A 19,171-nucleotide genomic window follows, 5' to 3' on the forward strand; every position below is an offset into this window, starting at 1 on the left:
CTGAGTTTTATACCAGGCAGAGGCCATATCATCCACGAACTGTCTACAAATGATAATCGTTCGGCGCTGTTCCATAAAAGCAGCATTGCTGCTGCTTTTATGTTGAACATGGATATCAGAATTACTTACCGACAACCGTACCCAAAATATTGCTCACAGGAACACTGGAGTTTAACCCCTGAACGCCGCCAATAACCCCGAGCAGATTATTTACCGACTGTGCAGTGATATTGACTACGCCATTGCTGAAAAGATTGCTGTAATTATAAACACCGCCACCTGCGTTGATATTAATAACTTTTCCGGCAAAAATATCACCATAGTTATTCAGGTTGTTCGCTACGTTGAAATTCATTTCATTATCAGAAGAAATAGTATTTCTGTTAGTTAATGAACCCTTTGCAGTGGTAACCGAAACTTTATTTTTCCCGACAAGATATCCTGTGTTCTCAAAAGAGTCGTTCATCGTCAATACCAAATCCTTATCCGCCGTGATAACACCCGTCAGATTGCCGTTTTTGGCGTTACCGGTGCTGCGGTTATCCAGGGATGATGCAGTGATATTAACATCACCATAAGATTTGATGACAGCATAGGCATTATTTATAGCATTAGCTTTAATATTTGCAGCCGTTCCCCCGACTGTCTGGCTATTGGCATTAGAGAACAGACCGGTGGTCATAACATCTAATGTACCCGCCTGAGCAATAATACGGCTATCCTCGCTATAAATATTTTTAGCGGTCAAATTAACTGAACGTTTACCGATGATCCCACCTTTTTGGTCAGCCATACCAAAATAGAACCCATACGGATCGCCATAGTTGTTACCATTATTATTAAAGAGACTACCTTTGGTGGTAATGTTGATATCATTAACAGCAACAACCAGCGCTGCATTGCTGTTCACATCACCTGTAGCAGTGATATTGATATCTTTACCGAGCAACATGCCGCCGTAGTTATCAATTAACCCGCCGTTTATACTCAGTGTTCCTTCATCAGAACGGAGCACACCCACATAGTTCTCAAGTTTACCGGATGCCGCGACGCTTACATTACCCACAGCACCGATGCTGCTTGCATAGTTAACCAGATTTTTTGTTTCAACGTTAACGTTTTTCTCTGAAGAGATTTTGCCGTAGTGGTTATCGATATTATAGCTGCTCTTAATATCGATATTACCATTCGATGAAATTTGACCATTATTTTCCAGCGCATAGGATGAAATCATAATGCCACCATCGCCAGCAATAATCCCGCGAGAATCACTGCTGCCAACATCGGCGGTCTTCGTATTATTGTTAATCAGAGTACTGTTTTTAGCATCAATTTTAATATGACCATTTACAGTACGGATACGACCACCGGTATTGTCGATGGTATTATAACTATTATTAATTAACTCGATATTCTGAATCGCATCTATAGTACCATTTCTGTTTGCGGTATTCAGGGAGTTAATGCCAATATAGCCGCCGTTAATCTGGCCATCGCTATTGTCAAAGAACCCTGTTTCGAGAGCAACGATTCCGCCGGTCAGACCATATGTTTTTTCCGTTCCAGCGTTACGCAGTGTATTGCCATTAGTGTTGATCGCCAGCAACCCAGCCGAAGCCATTTTGCCGTTCATGTTGTTCAGATAGCCGCTACTGATTGCGATATCTTTACCTGCCTGAATATTACCAAGGCCAGAGTTGTCTAACATATTTTTGGCAGTATCGATGTACACTGACGCGTCGCTGGCAATACTGCCGCCAGAGTTATTAAGATCGCCAGCCAACTTCATCAGAACAGTGGCATTGGATTTAATCGACGCATTTTTATTATGTAACTGACCCTGGGCATCAAGGGTAAAACCACCCTTGCCTGCGGCGATCACACCGCTATTATTTACGCCAGTTCCTTGTTCTGTACTGATAAGCGTGATTTTGTCCGCATACATTCCCCCCAGCTTCGCAACGTCGAGGCTATTGCTTTTACGGAAACCTTCAGCTCTCACGCTGCCGGTGATTTGATTGTTCGTATTAACATAGTTATTACCCAGAATGAGTGTCAGATCTTTAGCTACGCCGACATAACCCTTGACCGTTACAGCACGAGTAATAAGTTCCGTTGGGGACTCATTGAGCAACTGAGCCTCAACGCTAATATCACCGCTATTAACGGCGTATCCTCTCAGCACGCCATTCTGCACGTCAGGCGTCCCGGAGGTTAACGTCACTTTATTCGTATTAATAAAACCGCAGCCCGAACAGGTGATACCCGATGGGTTAGCAATGATCAGATGTGCTTCATTACCCGCAACTTCCAGCATACCGGCCAGGTTACTACGACCTGAACGTACTTCGTTGAGAATAATTTTGGCGCTACCGGAAGTCAGATTGCTGTTACCGCTTATCACACCCGCGAGAGCCGTATTAGCACCATTGGTGCTGTTATTAAATATGGCCCCTTCCTTTCCCACATTCAATTTGTCATAGATATTATGTGAGAGCCCATTTTCATTCGCTTTATTGATATCTATAACCGATACATTATTAACAGTTCTGGCCGCTGCTGCACGATTACTGTTAATCATGTCCGCGTATACAACCAACGGTAATGACAAAATAACCGTAGTAGCAATAGGTGTGACTTTAACTAAATAACGCTTTTGTTTCATTATAACCTCCGAATATGATCTTTAGTTATTTGTGCGTGGCTGTATACGGAAATTGTTGCCAATCAGTAAGTAAAGAAGAGCTGACACCCAGAAAAATAAGTCAGTATTTGTCCGGGAAGAAGAATTGAAGCCATGATGATAAATGCCGTTGCTATTCGTTTAACAACAGCACTAATAAAATGAATTTAATAACACAACACAGTAAACATCAGAACTCCCTGTCACTGGCTATTCCTTCATTTATCGATAAACATCGACCCACAATTCCATTCACAAATAAAGTGACAACAGGCCATGCTCAAATCGCATTAAAACTCCGACAACTCATTAGTGTAAAAGAAAAATCCTCATAATCAGTCCGCCTTTATTTACCAAAGGCGATACTAATTGTATTGTCACAGCTCTGGCAAGCCTGTTTTATCCCGACGACTAAAAAATCATATTTTTCTCGCGCTCTGCATAAGACATATTGTTATAAACAATAACAGAAATTAAATTATTGATATTAAGAAATAAATCACCTCATCAAAAAAATAGAATATCTTCGATAAACCCAAATTAAAAGAATAAACATTGACTTGTCTTTCTTGTGAAAAATAAAATTAAAACGTCATCAGGACATTTATTTAAGGGAAAAGAAATGCGTGAATTAAACACTCAAGAAATTGCAGCAGTTTCCGGTGCCAGCCTTGCCTCCATTGGGAGCTTTTTAGGTTTCCAGGCAGGGAATCTTGCCGACTTCATCACATCAAAAATTGGTCTGTCTACTAATTTCGGCAGCTATACCAGCCAGATTGGCACAGGTATCGGTCAATTATTCTCGCTGAATTTTACTGACGCCAAAGCAAACATTACCAATGGTTATAACGGCCTGGTAAGTGCAATAATTACAGCCGTTGGCAGCTTTTTTAAAGAATAAAAAAACCTGTAATTAACAGGAAGAGCCAGCGCATTACTACTGCTGGCTCTTTTTATTAAAAACCAGCATTATTGCCCAGATTTAACGTGATGCTGTTCAATTGATTACCTCCAGAAATATCGAATGATTATTCACTGCCCACGGTAAATCCTCGTACTTTCTGTTTCTCCAGCCAGTCCGCCAGAGATGTCACTTCCGGCAGACTCAACCAGCGCTGTATCTGCCGGACACGCTCTGCCCCCACGCCTGGCAACGCAAGCCATTCTTGTTCCGTCTTTCCGGTAAGTTCCTGCCAAAGGCTGATGCCCTGTGCATTTAATACAGACTGAGGCAAAGGAATTCCTAACGCGTTAACCCAACGGATAAAAGGATATTGGCGTACCACGTTAAAACGATGCCAAAGCTTTAGCCCGCGAGCGGGAGAAATGCCGGGCGTCGCCTGCAACTGCTCCTTTGTTAATGCCAGCCAGGAAAAGAGATGTTCGAAATGATGTGCCTGATGCAACATCCGCCAACTACTTTCTCCCAGCCCCTCGATCCCCAGAGCCTTTGCAGAACTTAGCCATACCAGCCTGGCAATAAACTGTTCATTGCACTCTGCCGTGGCATAAAAGCAGCTAAGCGATGAAAAAAGTGGAGCCGGTGGAACCGGTTTTTCACGAACAAGGCTGCGCCAGACCACACGGTTAAGACGGGGAATACCCTGCCCGGCAAGACTCACAGAAACCTGATCGCCCGGTGCAATATCCAGTTCCTGCCAGCGCCGGACAGAACCAAGATTTACCCTCTGGACGCGTTTATCATCCAGTTGCACGGGTTCAAGCTGTGCAACGACGGCAATTTTCCCGGTACGCCCAACGGCAAACTGAATATCTTTTACGCTGGCGACTTCCTCTACCGGATCATATTTCCATGCCACCACCCAGTCACCGTGCCCAGGCAACCACGCCTTGCCCTGAGGTTCAGCGCCCGAGCGAACGACGATACCGTCTGTCACGAAGGGTAAGGGTGAGGTAAACCAGCGGGCACGTAAGCGCTCCACGTCCTGAACAATATTGACCGGCACGCTGTAATCGAGCACCTCGCTAAATCCGCTCTTGCTCAGCGCAACCAGCCGTTGTGCCAGCGTTGCCGGGCCATCCGGCCATGCCCAGACAAAAAAACCCATTTCTCGAAGCAGGTCTGGTGCGTCGCGGCGCATCATCGCACCAGCAACTCTGGCTCGGGCATTTAAGCCACCCGACTGTTTCTGGATATGGTTTTCACGGCGCAGAAAGAGTTCGCCCTGCAAAACGCTGTTCGCCAGCTCGCCGCTAACATTGTTGGGAATCGCCGGGATCGCGAGGGCTTTTGTCGTCCAGTCCTCGCCCGCCAGCCCATTTCCACGGCTGATGGCCTGTACCAGCTTGCCCTGGCGGTAGACCAGCGTGAGCGCTACGCCATCCACTTTTGGCTGTACCCAGAGATCTTTTTTCCCGGCCATCCACTGTTGCAGCGCCTGCTTATTCGCCAGCTTGCGCACACCGGTATGCGCAACCGGATGAGTTGTATTACCGCCAGGCGGTATTGATGAGTTGAAGGATATTTCGAGCGAAAAGCAGCGCTGCCAATAGGCAAGCCGGGCGTTTAGTCTATCGTAAACATCATCGCTGACATCGCTTGCTCCCGATTTCCAGTACGCCTCATTCCACTGCGCGAGCTGCTGCTGCAAACGGCTTACTTCTTCCTGCGCCCGCGAAGGCGACCAGACGGGGCAAGTTGCAAAGCTGAATACGCTCCATAGCAACAGACAAACTGCGGCTCCGGCTCTTCTCCACATAGATATTTCTCCCTTTTGATAGCGCAATCGTTATAACGCCGTGAGGGAACCGTTTTCGATCAATAAACAGAGCGGTTGCGAGACAGGTTCCGGAGATTCGCGATGGCGGTGAAAATTTGCAAACAAAACAGGAAAGCGGGCCGCAAAATGCCATACTGAGAGGGAAAAAGTGTGACAAATGCTACGTCACGTAGCGCTGATGTGTATAATAGGCACGTATGTAAGTTTCCTTTCGCAATTCACATACAAAAGACTCTCATGGCTCAAGGCACGCTATATATTGTTTCCGCCCCCAGCGGCGCGGGTAAATCAAGCCTCATCCAGGCTTTGCTGAAAACCCAACCGTTATACGACACTCAGGTTTCTGTTTCGCACACCACGCGCGCACCGCGCCCGGGTGAAGTGCACGGCGAACACTATTTCTTTGTTAATCATGACGAATTTAAAGCCATGATTGATGATAACGCGTTTCTTGAGCATGCCGAAGTATTTGGCAACTTTTACGGCACCTCCCGCGCAGCCATTGAGCAAGTACTGGCGACCGGCGTGGATGTGTTCCTTGATATCGACTGGCAGGGCGCGCAGCAAATTCGCAGCCGCATGCCGCAGGCGCGCAGCATCTTTATACTGCCGCCGTCAAAGCTGGAGTTGGATCGCCGCCTGCGTGGACGCGGTCAGGACAGCGAAGAGGTAATTGCAAAGCGGATGGCGCAGGCCGTTGCGGAAATGAGCCATTACGCAGAATATGATTACCTGATTGTGAATGATGATTTCGATACCGCTCTGGGCGATCTGAAAACCATTATTCGCGCTGAACGCCTGCGTATGAGCCGCCAGAAGCAGCGACATGACGCTTTAATCAGCAAACTATTGGCAGACTGAGCCTGGTTTCAGTATCATGCCCAGTCATTTCTTCACCTGTGGAGCATTTTAAGTATGGCACGCGTAACTGTTCAGGACGCTGTAGAGAAAGTAGGTAACCGTTTTGACCTGGTGCTGGTCGCCGCGCGTCGCGCTCGTCAGATGCAGGTTGGCGGTAAAGATCCGTTAGTACCGGAAGAAAACGATAAAACCACCGTTATCGCGCTGCGCGAAATCGAAGAAGGTCTGATCAACAACCAGATCCTCGACGTGCGTGAGCGCCAGGAACAGCAAGAGCAGGAAGCCGCAGAACTGCAGGCCGTTACCGCCATTGCTGAAGGTCGTCGTTAATTAACCTGCAGGTCACCCTTGTATCTGTTTGAAAGCCTGAATCAACTGATTCAAAACTATCTGCCTGAAGATCAAATTAAACGTCTCAGGCAGGCGTATCTCGTTGCACGTGACGCTCACGAGGGCCAGACACGTTCAAGCGGTGAACCCTATATCACGCACCCGGTAGCGGTGGCCTGTATTCTGGCCGAGATGAAACTCGACTACGAAACGCTGATGGCCGCGCTGCTGCATGACGTGATTGAAGATACCCCGGCCACTTACCAGGATATGGAACAACTGTTCGGCAAAAGCGTTGCCGAGCTGGTGGAAGGGGTATCCAAACTTGATAAGCTCAAGTTTCAGGATAAAAAAGAAGCACAGGCCGAAAACTTTCGCAAGATGATCATGGCGATGGTGCAGGATATCCGCGTCATCCTGATCAAACTGGCCGACCGCACCCATAACATGCGTACGCTGGGCTCGCTTCGCCCGGACAAGCGTCGCCGCATCGCCCGTGAAACCCTCGAAATCTATAGTCCGCTGGCGCACCGTTTAGGTATTCACCACATCAAAACCGAGCTGGAAGAGCTGGGTTTCGAGGCGTTGTACCCGAACCGCTATCGCGTGATTAAAGAAGTGGTGAAAGCCGCGCGCGGCAACCGCAAAGAGATGATCCAAAAAATCCTCTCGGAAATCGAAGGGCGTTTACAGGAAGCGGGCATTCCCTGCCGCGTCAGCGGGCGTGAAAAACACCTCTATTCCATCTATTGCAAGATGGTGCTGAAAGAGCAACGCTTTCACTCGATCATGGATATTTACGCTTTCCGCGTTATCGTTCATGACCTGGATACCTGTTACCGCGTCCTGGGCCAGATGCACAGCCTGTACAAACCGCGTCCCGGTCGCGTGAAAGACTACATCGCCATTCCGAAGGCGAACGGCTATCAATCCCTGCATACCTCGATGATTGGTCCACATGGCGTACCGGTAGAGGTGCAAATCCGTACTGAAGATATGGATCAAATGGCGGAAATGGGGGTTGCAGCGCACTGGGCCTATAAAGAGCACGGCGAGAGCAGCACCACTGCCCAAATCCGCGCCCAGCGCTGGATGCAAAGCCTGCTGGAGCTGCAACAGAGCGCCGGTAGCTCGTTTGAATTTATCGAGAGCGTTAAATCTGATCTCTTCCCCGATGAGATTTATGTTTTCACCCCGGAAGGCCGTATTGTCGAGCTACCTGCTGGTGCGACGCCGGTGGATTTTGCCTACGCGGTTCACACAGATATCGGTCACGCCTGTGTCGGTGCACGTGTTGACCGCCAGCCGTATCCGCTGTCGCAATCACTCGCCAGCGGCCAGACGGTAGAGATTATTACCGCGCCGGGCGCCCGCCCGAATGCCGCATGGCTGAACTTTGTCGTCAGCTCAAAAGCGCGCGCGAAAATCCGTCAGATGCTGAAAAACCTCAAGCGCGACGACTCGGTAAGTCTCGGTCGACGTCTGCTGAATCATGCGTTGGGCGGCAGCCGCAAGCTGGCCGAAATTCCGCAGGAGCATATTCAGCGCGAGCTTGAGCGTATGAAGCTGGCGACGCTTGACGATCTTTTGGCTGAAATCGGCCTTGGCAACGCCATGAGCGTCGTGGTCGCGAAAAACCTGCAACAAGGGGAAGCGGTGCAAGCCGCACCAACGCCGTCCAGCTCCAGCGGCAACGGTCATTTGCCGATTAAAGGCGCAGATGGCGTGCTGATCACCTTTGCCAAATGCTGCCGTCCGATCCCCGGCGACCCGATTGTCGCCCATGTCAGCCCGGGTAAAGGGCTGGTTATCCACCATGAGTCCTGCCGTAATATTCGTGGCTACCAGAAAGAGCCAGAAAAATTTATGGCTGTGGAGTGGGATAAAGAGACCGCGCAGGAATTTATCACCGAAATCAAGGTGGATATGTTCAACCATCAGGGAGCGCTGGCCAACCTCACGGCAGCAATTAACACGGCTTCATCCAACATTCAGAGCCTGAATACGGAAGAGAAAGATGGCCGCGTGTACAGCGCTTTCATCCGACTGACGGCGCGCGATCGCGTCCATCTGGCGAATATCATGCGTAAAATCCGCGTGATGCCGGATGTGATTAAAGTCACCCGTAACAGAAACTAATTGTATGAATTCTCAACGTTATGCGCGTATTCGCGAGATGCTCGCCAGACGTCAGCCCGATCTGACAGTTTGCATGGAGCAGGTTCACAAGCCCCATAACGTCTCTGCCATTATCCGCACCGCAGACGCCGTCGGCGTGCATGAAGTCCACGCTGTCTGGCCAAGCAACCGCATGCGCACCATGGCCTCCTCCGCCGCAGGCAGTAATAGCTGGGTGGAGGTGAAAACACACCGTACCATTGGCGATGCTGTCGGCGTACTGAAAGCGCGCGGCATGCAGGTACTCGCCACGCATCTGTCGGACAAAGCGGTCGACTTTCGCGAGATCGACTACACGCGCCCGACCTGCATCCTGATGGGTCAGGAGAAAACCGGGATCACTCAGGAAGCACTGGATCTGGCGGATCAGGACATCATCATTCCGATGATCGGCATGGTGCAGTCGCTCAACGTTTCCGTGGCCTCAGCATTAATTCTGTATGAAGCGCAGCGTCAGCGGCAAAACGCCGGTATGTACCAGCGCGAAAACAGCATGCTGCCGGATGAAGAGCAGCAGCGCTTGCTGTTCGAAGGAGGTTACCCGGTGCTGGCGAAAGTCGCGAAACGTAAAGGGCTGCCTTACCCGCACGTCAATTCGGAAGGCCAAATCGAAGCCGACCCCATGTGGTGGTCCACTATGCAGGCGGCAGGATAACCGATGAAAGGTAAGCTGCTCGACGCGGTGCCCTTAAGTTCGCTGACCGGCGTCGGCGCGGCGCAGAGCAGCAAACTGGCGAAAATCGGCCTGCACACCGTGCAGGATCTGCTGCTTCACCTGCCGCTGCGTTACGAAGATCGCACCCAACTTTACCCTATTGCCGACCTGCTGCCGGGCATCTACGCCACGGTGGAAGGCGAAGTGCTGAACTGCAATATCACTTTCGGCGGTCGCCGAATGATGACCTGCCAGATCAGCGACGGTTCCGGCATCCTCACCATGCGCTTTTTCAACTTCAACGCGGCAATGAAAAACAGCCTCGCCACTGGCCGCCGCGTGCTGGCCTATGGCGAAGCAAAGCGCGGGAAGTATGGTGCGGAGATGATTCACCCGGAATACCGCGTGCATGGCGATCTCAGTACTCCCGAATTACAGGAAACGCTTACGCCGGTTTATCCCACCACCGAAGGGATTAAGCAGGCGACATTGCGTAAACTGACCGACCAGGCGCTGGAACTACTGGCGACCTGCGCCATCAGCGAACTGCTGCCGCCTGAGCTGGCACAGGGCATGATGAGCCTGCCGGAAGCGCTGCACACGCTGCATCGCCCACCGCCGTCATTGCAGCTGGCTGAACTCGAAGCGGGTACGCATCCGGCGCAGCGCCGTTTGATCCTTGAAGAATTACTGGCGCATAACCTGAGTATGCTGGCGCTGCGCGCCGGGGCTCAGCGCTATCATGCGCAGCCGCTCGTTGCCAAAGATGAGCTGAAGCAAGGCCTGCTGGCGTCGCTACCGTTTAAACCGACCGGCGCACAGGCGCGGGTCGTGGCGGAAATCGAGCGCGATATGGCGCTGGATATTCCGATGATGCGCCTGGTACAAGGCGATGTCGGCTCCGGTAAAACGCTGGTTGCCGCACTGGCCGCATTACGGGCGATCGCCAACGGTAAGCAGGTGGCGATGATGGCACCGACCGAGCTACTGGCTGAGCAGCACGCCAACAATTTCCGCAACTGGTTTGCGCCGCTCGGTATCGAAGTGGGCTGGCTGGCGGGAAAACAAAAAGGGAAGGCGCGCCAGGCACAGCAGGATGCCATTGCTAATGGCGAAGTACAGATGGTGGTCGGCACGCACGCTATTTTCCAGGAGCAGGTGCAGTTTAACGGCCTCGCGCTGGTGATTATCGATGAGCAACACCGCTTTGGTGTCCACCAGCGTCTGGCGCTGTGGGAGAAAGGCCAGCAGCAGGGTTTCCATCCTCACCAGTTAATCATGACGGCCACCCCGATTCCACGCACGCTGGCGATGACCGCCTATGCCGATCTCGATACGTCGGTTATCGACGAACTGCCGCCGGGCCGTACGCCAGTCACCACGGTTGCCATCCCGGATACACGCCGCAATGAGATTATCGATCGCGTGCGCAATGCCTGCATCGATGAAGGCCGTCAGGCGTACTGGGTATGTACGCTGATTGAAGAGTCCGATCTTCTGGAAGCGCAGGCGGCAGAAGCCACCTGGGAAGAGCTGAAACTCGCGCTACCGGAGCTGAATGTCGGGCTGGTGCATGGCCGCATGAAGCCAGCGGAAAAACAGGCAGTCATGCAGGCGTTCAAACAGGGTGAGCTGCATCTGCTGGTCGCCACCACGGTAATTGAAGTCGGCGTGGATGTGCCCAACTCCAGCCTGATGATTATCGAAAACCCGGAGCGGCTCGGCCTTGCGCAACTCCACCAGCTACGCGGGCGCGTCGGGCGCGGCGCGGTAGCCTCGCACTGCGTTTTGCTCTACAAATCCCCGCTCTCAAAGACAGCGCAAAAACGCTTACAGGTGCTGCGCGACAGCAACGACGGCTTTGTCATTGCGCAAAAGGATCTGGAAATTCGCGGTCCCGGCGAGCTGCTCGGAACTCGCCAGACCGGCAATGCGGAATTCAAAGTCGCCGACCTGCTGCGCGACCAGGCGATGATCCCGGAAGTTCAGCGTGTCGCCCGCCATATTCACGAGCGTTATCCTCAGCTTGCAGCGGCATTAATCGAACGCTGGATGCCGGAAACAGAACGCTACTCCAACGCCTGAGTTTCAGGACTTTAGCCGTTAGAAAGAACATCCCTTCGAAAAGTGTGCTTTTAACATAGCAACCGTTTGCTTTTACCAAACAGTCCGATAAAATCAGCGCTTTTCCATCAGGGGATTGTCTGAGATGTCCTTAAACACCATCGAGTCCGAAAGTGCGCAACCGGTTGCGCAGACTCAACCCAGCGAGCTGATCTATCGCCTTGAAGACCGCCCGCCGCTGCCGCAAACCCTGTTTGCTGCACTGCAACACCTGCTGGCGATGTTTGTTGGCGTGATTACACCGGCGCTGCTGATCTGCCAGGCACTGGGGTTACCGGCTCAGGACACTCAGCACATCATCAGCATGTCGCTGTTCGCCTCCGGCGTCGCTTCCATCATCCAGATTAAAGCCTGGGGCCCGGTGGGTTCCGGTCTGCTATCGATTCAGGGCACCAGCTTCAACTTCGTTGCGCCACTGATTATGGGCGGCACGGCGCTGAAAACCGGCGGTGCGGATGTACCAACTATGATGGCTGCGCTGTTCGGCACCCTGATGCTGGCAAGCTGTACCGAAATGGTTATCTCGCGCATTCTGCCGCTGGCACGCCGCATTATTACCCCGCTGGTTTCCGGCGTGGTGGTGATGATTATCGGCCTGTCGCTGATCCAGGTTGGCCTGACTTCCGTCGGCGGAGGTTTTGCCGCGATGGGCAACCACACCTTCGGCGCGCCGAAAAATCTGCTGCTGGCGGGCGTGGTGCTGGCCATCATTATTCTGCTCAACCGTCAGCGTAACCCGTACCTGCGTATTGCTTCGCTGGTGATTGCCATGGCGGTCGGTTATGTGCTGGCGCTGTTTATGGGCATGCTGCCGGAATATAGCGCGCCAGCGAACGCCTTTATGGTACCAACCCCGCTCTATTACGGCCTGAGCATTGACTGGAACCTGCTGCTGCCGCTGATGCTGGTGTTCATGATCACCTCGCTGGAAACCATCGGCGACATCACCGCCACCTCTGACGTTTCCGAGCAGCCCGTCGCCGGCCCGGTGTACATGAAGCGCCTGAAAGGCGGCGTGCTGGCGAACGGCATCAACTCGTTTGTTTCGGCGGTGTTCAACACTTTCCCGAACTCCTGCTTTGGCCAGAACAACGGCGTGATTCAACTGACCGGCGTTGCCAGCCGCTATATCGGCTTCTTCGTGGCGCTGATGCTGGTTGTGCTGGGTCTGTTCCCGGCGGTCAGCGCTTTCGTTCAGCAGCTGCCTGAGCCAGTGCTCGGCGGCGCAACGCTGGTGATGTTCGGTACGATTGCCGCTTCCGGCGTGCGTATCGTCTCCCGCGAGCCGCTGAACCGCCGCGCGATTATGATTATCGCGCTGTCGCTGGCCGTGGGCCTTGGCGTGTCCCAGCAGCCGCAGATCCTGCAATTCGCGCCAGACTGGCTGAAAAACCTGCTCTCCTCCGGTATCGCCGCAGGCGGTATCACCGCAATTGTATTGAATCTGATTTTTCCGCCAGAGAAAAACTGACCGCGCCACGGCAGCCGGGCTTACCGGCTGCCGCTGTCATCTCCTTTCATCATTCCGCCCTTGAGCATTGCGCATAAATCGTGCATAACTGCCTGATTGACACTTCGGGGATGGAAGATCATGAAATTTCTTGGAAAGCTGCTTTTAGTTGTCGTTATCGTCCTGCTACTGGCGATAGTGGCCGCTTATTTTCTGCTGCAAACCCGTTGGGGTGCGACACAGGTCAGCAACTGGGTGAATAACAACAGCGACTATCACCTCACCTTCGACGTGATTGATCACCGCTTCTCCTCGCCTTCCCATGTATTACTGAAAAACGTCAATTTCGGCCGCAAAGGCAACCCGGCGACACTGGTCGCTAAAACCGTGGATATTGGCCTGAGCAGCCGCCAGTTGACCGATCCGCTGCACGCCGACACTATTTTATTGCAGGATGGCACGCTCAATTTCTCCCCGTCTGCCGCGCCGCTTCCCTTCCAGGCCGATCGCCTGCAACTCAATAATATGGCGTTCAATAGCCCGACCACGGGCTGGGATCTGAGCGCGCAACGGGTGATGGGCGGCGTCTCGCCCTGGCAGCCGGTGGCCGGCAATGTGCTGGGCAGTAAAACGCAAATCCAGATGAGCGCCGGTTCGCTGACGTTAAACGGCGTTCCGGCCAGCAATGTGCTTATTCAGGGCAGTATCGACAAAGATGTTGTTACCCTGACGACTATCGGCGCGGACATGGCGCGCGGCTCGCTGACCGGCGATGCGAAACGCACTGCCGATGGCGGCTGGGTGGTGAATAATCTGCGCCTGAACGATATTCGCCTGCAAAGCGATAAAACCCTGCTCGATTTCTTCAACCCGCTCACCACACTGCCGTCATTACAGATTGGCCGTGTCGACGTGACGGACGCGCGTTTACAGGGGCCGGGCTGGGCGGTTACCGACCTCGATCTGAGCCTGAGCAATTTGACGCTGATTAAGGGTGACTGGCAGAGCGACGACGGCAGGCTGTCGATGAACGCCAGCGAGTTTATTTACGGCTCGCTGCACCTGTTCGACCCGATCCTGAATGCCAACTTTTCTCCGCAGGGAATTGCGCTACAGCAATTCACCTCGCGCTGGGAAAACGGCATGGTGCGCACCTCCGGTAACTGGTATCGCGCGGGCCATGCGCTGGTGCTCGACGACGCCGCATTCGCCGGGCTGGAGTACACACTGCCGGAAAACTGGAAGCAACTGTGGATGGACGATCTGCCGCCGTGGCTGAACACGGTAACGCTGAAGAAATTCAGCGCCAGCCGCAACCTGGTGATTGATATCGATCCGACGTTCCCGTGGCAGCTCACCGCGCTGGATGGTTATGGCGACAATCTGCAACTGGTGCGCGAAGGGAAATGGGGCGTCTGGGGCGGTAGCGCAAAACTAAATGCCGCAGCGGCAACATTCAACCGCGTGGACGTGCGCCGTCCGTCGCTGGCGCTGAATGCCAACGGCAACATGGTCAATATTACTGAGCTGAGCGCCTTCACCGACAAAGGGTTGCTGGAGGCGAAAGCCGTGGTCTCGCAAACGCCGGATCGCAGCGTCAATGTCAGCCTGAACGGACGCGGTGTACCGCTGAATGTGCTCCAGGAGTGGGGCTGGCCAGCATTACCGATAAGCGGCGATGGCAACCTGCAACTGACCGCCAGCGGCAGCATACGCGCCGATGCCCCGCTGAAGCCCAGCGTTAACGGCGAGTTATCTGCGGTAAACGTACAGAAACAGCAGGTAAAACAGAGCATGCATGGCGGCGTGGTATCGGGCGGCGTAGTGGCGCCATCCGCAACTGAGACGCCCGCACAGCCCGCCCCTGCCCAGCCCTGAAACATTACTTTAACAAAAATTGCGCCTTCCCCGTGAGAATGTGGAAGGCTTTTTAACGGTGATCTACGATTCTTCTCAATTTTTGAGGAAGGACAGTTACGATGACCGCCGTTATCATTCTCGCCGTTTTTCTTATCAGCGTGTTCTATGCGCATTCCCGCGGCATAGAGAAACAAAAGCTTTCGCGCCAGCTGTTTGATCATTCGACGTTTATGGCGCCGATCAATATGTTTATGACCGGTTTTTCGCGCCTGCCGCCAAAGCAGCCTTTTTTTGATACTGCCGCGTTTCCCGAGTTACAAAAGATTACTGATAACTGGCAGGTAATACGTGAAGAAGCGCTGCGTTTGCAGGATCACATCAAAGCAGCGCAGACCAATAATGACGCCGGTTTTAACACCTTCTTTAAACGCGGCTGGAAGCGTTTTTATCTGAAATGGTACGACGATGCCCATCCTTCGGCGCAGGCGCTCTGCCCGGTCACTACCCGGCTGGTTAACCAGATCCCCTCCATTAAGGCGGCGATGTTTGCCGAGCTTCCTCCGGGCGCTTATCTTGGTAAACACCGCGACCCGTATGCCGGTTCCGTGCGTTACCACTTAGGCTTAGCCACGCCGAACGACAATCGTTGTTTTATCGAAGTCGATCGCCAGCGCCACAGCTGGCGCGACGGAGAAGCCGTGATTTTTGACGAAACATATGTTCACTGGGCGGAAAACAAAACGGACCAGACACGCATTATTCTGTTCTGCGACATCGAACGGCCAATGAAATGGCGATGGGCGCAGGCGATCAACCATTGGGTTGGTGCCACGCTGATGTCTGCCGCCAGTTCGCCGAACGACGAAGGCGACCGTACCGGCGCCATCAACCGGATCTTCAAATATATTTATGCCCTGCGAGAAGGCGGCCAGCGCCTTAAAAAACGCAGCCGCAAGCTCTACTATGCGTTGAAATACCTGGTTATTATCGCGATCTTTGCTGCGATTATTGTGCCGGGTTTACTGTAATTGCTCCCTCTCCCGACAAGGAGAGGGAAATACCCCTCAAAATCAGAGCGTAATACGCACTTCACTACCCTGCGGCGTAATCACCACACCCAGCTCGCTGCCGGACTGCGTTGCGCCCTGCACCCCGGCAATCTGTGCGATATTGCGCAGGCACAGCGTCCAGTTACGCCCTGCACCGTCAGCCTGTATCGTAATCACGCCATGTGCACGTTTCGCCCGCAGACTGAAGATCACCGCGCCGCGGGCATCCGGCACTTCGCACAACGCTTCACGTCCGTCATCCAGGGAAAACAGCTGAAATGCCGTGTCCTCGTGCCAGGCATAATCCGGCCGCTGATCGTTACTGCCCAGCGCCAGCAGCGTATTGTCACGTACGTAAACCGGCAGGCTCATAAAGTTGTGGCGCTGTTTATGCCAGTGGCTGCCGATCTGGACGTCGTTATGCCACAGGTGCGTCCAGCGTCCTTCCGGCAGATAAAACTGCACATCGCCCGCTTCACTGAACACCGGCGCGACCAGTAGCGCATCGCCGAGCATATACTGCCTGTCGAGATAGTCGCAGGCGGGATCTTCCGGGAAGGCCAGCACCATGGCACGCATCATCGGCACGCCAGATTCATGCGCCTGCGCAGCCTGGCGATAAATGTACGGCATCAGGCGACATTTCAACTGTGTGAAGTGGCGTACAACATCGCAGGACTCTTCATCGTACGCCCACGGCACGCGGTAGGATTTGCTGCCATGCAGGCGGCTGTGGCTGGAGAACAGCCCGAACGCGCACCAGCGTTTGTAGACATGCGCAGGCGCAGTATTTTCGAAGCCGCCGATATCGTGGCTCCAGAAGCCAAAACCGGAAAGTCCAATGGATAACCCACCGCGCAGGCTTTCGGCCATCGATTCGTAGTTGGCGTAGCAGTCGCCACCCCAGTGAACCGGGAACTGCTGCGCACCCACGGAAGCCGAGCGGGCAAACAGCACCGCTTCCTGCTCGCCAAGCGTCTCTTTCAGCACATTCCACACCAGTTCGTTGTAGATGTACGCATAATGGTTGTGCATCTTCTGCGGGCACGCGCCGTTATGCCAGGCCACATCGGTCGGAATGCGTTCGCCGAAATCGGTTTTGAAGCAATCCACACCCATCGCCACCAGGCCTTTGAGCTTATCGGCGTACCACTGGCAGGCTTCCGGGTTGGTAAAGTCATAAATCGCCAGCCCCGGCTGCCATTTGTCCCACTGCCATAGCGAGCCATCCGGGCGTTTCAGCAGGTAACCCTTCTCTTTCAGCTCGCGGAAAACGGGCGATTTTTGCCCGATATAGGGGTTGATCCAGACACAGATTTTCAGCCCGCGCGCTTTCAACCGCTTCAGCATGCCGGCCGGATCCGGGAAGGTCAGCGGGTCCCATTCGAAATCGCACCACTGGAAGGCCTTCATCCAGAAGCAGTCAAAATGGAACACATGCAGCGGCAACTGGCGTTCGGCCATGCCATCGATAAAGCTGTTCACCGTCGTTTCGTCGTAGTTGGTGGTGAACGAAGTGGTCAGCCACAGGCCGAATGACCACGCGGGCGGCAGCGCCGGACGGCCAGTAAAGCGGGTATAGCGATCCAGTACCGCCTGCGGCGTCGGCCCGTCGATAACGAAATACTCCAGATATTCGCCTTCAACGCTGAACTGCACTTTGGAGACCTTCTCCGAACCGATTTCAAATTCCACGGCTTCCGGGTGATTGACCAGCACGCCATAACCATGATTGGTCAGATAGAAGGGGATATTTTTGTACGACTGCTCGGTGCTGGTGCCGCCATCGCGGTTCCAGGTTTCCACCGCCTGGCCGTTGCGCACCAGCACGGTAAAGCGCTCGCCGAGACCATACACCGTTTCGCCCACGCCGAGATCCAGCCGCTCAAAAAGGTAGTTGCGCCCGCTGTTGCCATTCTGCACATAGCCGTTATTTTTCAACTGGCTGCCGGTGATGCGTTCGCCATCGTGCAGAAAATCTATCGCCCAGTTGTCGCCTTTCCCCACGCGAACGCTAAGCGAACCGCTTTGCAGCTCGGCAAACGCTTCCGTGTTGCGTATCTCCACGTGAACGTTTTGCGCAACGTTAAGCGGGAAGTGCGGGCCGTTATCCAGCGCCCCCTGAAAGTGCTCAATGCGCACGCCGATAATCCCCTCCTGCGGCGAGAAAAAGCGCAGCGTAAACAAAGGGGTATCCAGTTGCCAGGTGCGCTCACGCACATCGCGCGGTGCGGCATAGACCACCATCTCATTGCCCTGCGGTTCAACTTCAAATACCTGAACCGGCTGGATTAACGTCAACCCCGGCTGGATAAGCCAGTTGCCATCACTAATTTTCATCTGTCACTCCTTACAGTAATTCTTCCCGGGCTGAAACATGGCCAAACCCCTGCTTGCCGCGGTGCTCGCCACGCGCCAGTTGCGCCATGATCGCTTTCAGGAACGGGGTTTTCAGCGTGTAAAAGCGTTTGGCGATAATGGCGCTGAGCAGGTAGCAAAGCGCCGGAACCAGCGTGAACAAGGCAATAATGATGCTGATGGTGGTGCTGTTCTGGCTGTGAGCCGCGGCATCGTAACCGCCACCGGCCAGCGCCCAGCCAATCAACGCGCCGCCAAATGCAAGGCCGAGTTTCAGTACAAACAGCGTACCGGCAAAGCTGATGCCGGTAAGGCGCTTACCGTTGCACCATTCGCCGTAATCGACGGTGTCGGACATCATCACCCACTGGATTGGCGTTACCAGCTGGTGCAGCACGCCGATGACAAAGATAAAGATGAACATGGTGACGCTGGCCTGGATCGGCACGAAAAACATGGCAATGCTCAGCACGGTGAGCGCGGCGTTAGTCCACCAGAAGATGGTGACTTTGCATTTCCAGTCAGTCAGCGGTTTCGCCAGCGCACTGCCAATCAGGTTGCCGACACAGTAGGTGGTGAGGAACGCGGTAAAGATGGCGGCATCGCCCATGATCCAGGTGACGTAATACATCATCGCGCCGCCGCGCACGCAGACGGCGAGGATGTTGAGGATGGTCAGCACGCCGACGATGCGCCACTGGTCGTTCTGCCAGATATCGCGCAGATCTTCACGCATTGAGGTGGTGCTCGGCGGTGCCTGGATACGCTCTTTGGTGGTGAAGAAGCAGAACGCCAGCATCATAAAGGCGACCACCGAGAGCACCGCAATCCCGCCCTGGAAACCAGCGACTTTGTCTTCGCCGCCAATTAATTTCACCAGCG

At 53.6% G+C, this 19,171-nt stretch carries 13 protein-coding genes; 9 read left to right on the plus strand and 4 right to left on the minus strand.

Features of this window, described 5'->3' with window-relative positions; all coding sequences use genetic code 11:
- Window positions 1-121: 121 nt before the first annotated feature.
- Window positions 122-2,665 (minus strand): filamentous hemagglutinin N-terminal domain-containing protein, encoded by a 2,544-nt coding sequence (locus DK872_RS13855; RefSeq protein WP_161518456.1) that lies wholly within the window; start codon window positions 2,663-2,665, stop codon window positions 122-124.
- A gap of 640 nt (window positions 2,666-3,305) precedes the next feature.
- Between DK872_RS13855 and DK872_RS13860 the strand changes: the two genes are divergently transcribed.
- Complete coding sequence (locus tag DK872_RS13860; protein ID WP_007369484.1) at window positions 3,306-3,584, plus strand: hypothetical protein; 279 nt, start codon at window positions 3,306-3,308, stop codon at window positions 3,582-3,584.
- A gap of 127 nt (window positions 3,585-3,711) precedes the next feature.
- Here DK872_RS13860 and ligB read toward each other — a convergent pair whose 3' ends face one another.
- Entirely contained in the window at window positions 3,712-5,403 is a 1,692-nt protein-coding gene (gene ligB / locus DK872_RS13865; RefSeq protein ID WP_202626042.1) for an NAD-dependent DNA ligase LigB, read from the minus strand.
- A gap of 258 nt (window positions 5,404-5,661) precedes the next feature.
- Between ligB and gmk the strand changes: the two genes are divergently transcribed.
- The 8 genes from gmk (at window position 5,662) to lpxO (ending at window position 15,910) form a co-directional block, all read left to right on the plus strand.
- Window positions 5,662-6,285 carry a guanylate kinase gene (gmk, locus tag DK872_RS13870; protein ID WP_161518457.1) on the plus strand — a complete coding sequence of 208 codons (624 nt, stop codon included), beginning with the start codon at window positions 5,662-5,664 and terminating at the stop codon, window positions 6,283-6,285.
- 54 nt (window positions 6,286-6,339) lie between these two features.
- Window positions 6,340-6,615 (plus strand): DNA-directed RNA polymerase subunit omega, encoded by a 276-nt coding sequence (gene rpoZ, locus DK872_RS13875; protein ID WP_007369481.1) that lies wholly within the window; start codon window positions 6,340-6,342, stop codon window positions 6,613-6,615.
- Window positions 6,616-6,633: 18 nt separating this feature from the next.
- Complete coding sequence (spoT, locus tag DK872_RS13880) at window positions 6,634-8,754, plus strand: bifunctional GTP diphosphokinase/guanosine-3',5'-bis pyrophosphate 3'-pyrophosphohydrolase (RefSeq protein ID WP_007369480.1); 2,121 nt, start codon at window positions 6,634-6,636, stop codon at window positions 8,752-8,754.
- A 4-nt stretch (window positions 8,755-8,758) separates the two neighbouring features.
- Window positions 8,759-9,448 carry a tRNA (guanosine(18)-2'-O)-methyltransferase TrmH gene (gene trmH / locus DK872_RS13885; RefSeq protein ID WP_007369479.1) on the plus strand — a complete coding sequence of 230 codons (690 nt, stop codon included), beginning with the start codon at window positions 8,759-8,761 and terminating at the stop codon, window positions 9,446-9,448.
- A 3-nt stretch (window positions 9,449-9,451) separates the two neighbouring features.
- The gene (gene recG / locus DK872_RS13890; protein ID WP_149288159.1) at window positions 9,452-11,533 is read left to right on the plus strand and encodes an ATP-dependent DNA helicase RecG; all 2,082 of its coding nucleotides are present in this window, start codon (window positions 9,452-9,454) and stop codon (window positions 11,531-11,533) included.
- A gap of 124 nt (window positions 11,534-11,657) precedes the next feature.
- A complete protein-coding gene (locus tag DK872_RS13895) occupies window positions 11,658-13,043 on the plus strand; it encodes an NCS2 family protein (protein WP_007369477.1) in 1,386 nt (461 codons plus the stop codon).
- Between the two features lie 120 nt (window positions 13,044-13,163).
- Entirely contained in the window at window positions 13,164-14,900 is a 1,737-nt protein-coding gene (locus tag DK872_RS13900; RefSeq protein ID WP_161518458.1) for an AsmA family protein, read from the plus strand.
- A gap of 101 nt (window positions 14,901-15,001) precedes the next feature.
- Window positions 15,002-15,910, plus strand: coding sequence for a lipid A hydroxylase LpxO (lpxO, locus tag DK872_RS13905; protein ID WP_007369475.1), 909 nt, complete (start codon window positions 15,002-15,004; stop codon window positions 15,908-15,910).
- A gap of 42 nt (window positions 15,911-15,952) precedes the next feature.
- Here lpxO and yicI read toward each other — a convergent pair whose 3' ends face one another.
- Together yicI and DK872_RS27550 are read right to left on the minus strand one after the other, a co-directional pair.
- Complete coding sequence (gene yicI / locus DK872_RS13910) at window positions 15,953-18,271, minus strand: alpha-xylosidase (RefSeq protein ID WP_161518459.1); 2,319 nt, start codon at window positions 18,269-18,271, stop codon at window positions 15,953-15,955.
- Window positions 18,272-18,281: 10 nt separating this feature from the next.
- The coding region (locus DK872_RS27550) for a glycoside-pentoside-hexuronide (GPH):cation symporter (RefSeq protein WP_237656201.1) at window positions 18,282-19,171 on the minus strand (890 nt) is incomplete at its 5' end.

Source organism: Kosakonia sp. MH5 (assembly GCF_009935945.1).
In the GTDB taxonomy this organism is placed as follows: Bacteria; Pseudomonadota; Gammaproteobacteria; order Enterobacterales; family Enterobacteriaceae; genus Kosakonia; species Kosakonia radicincitans.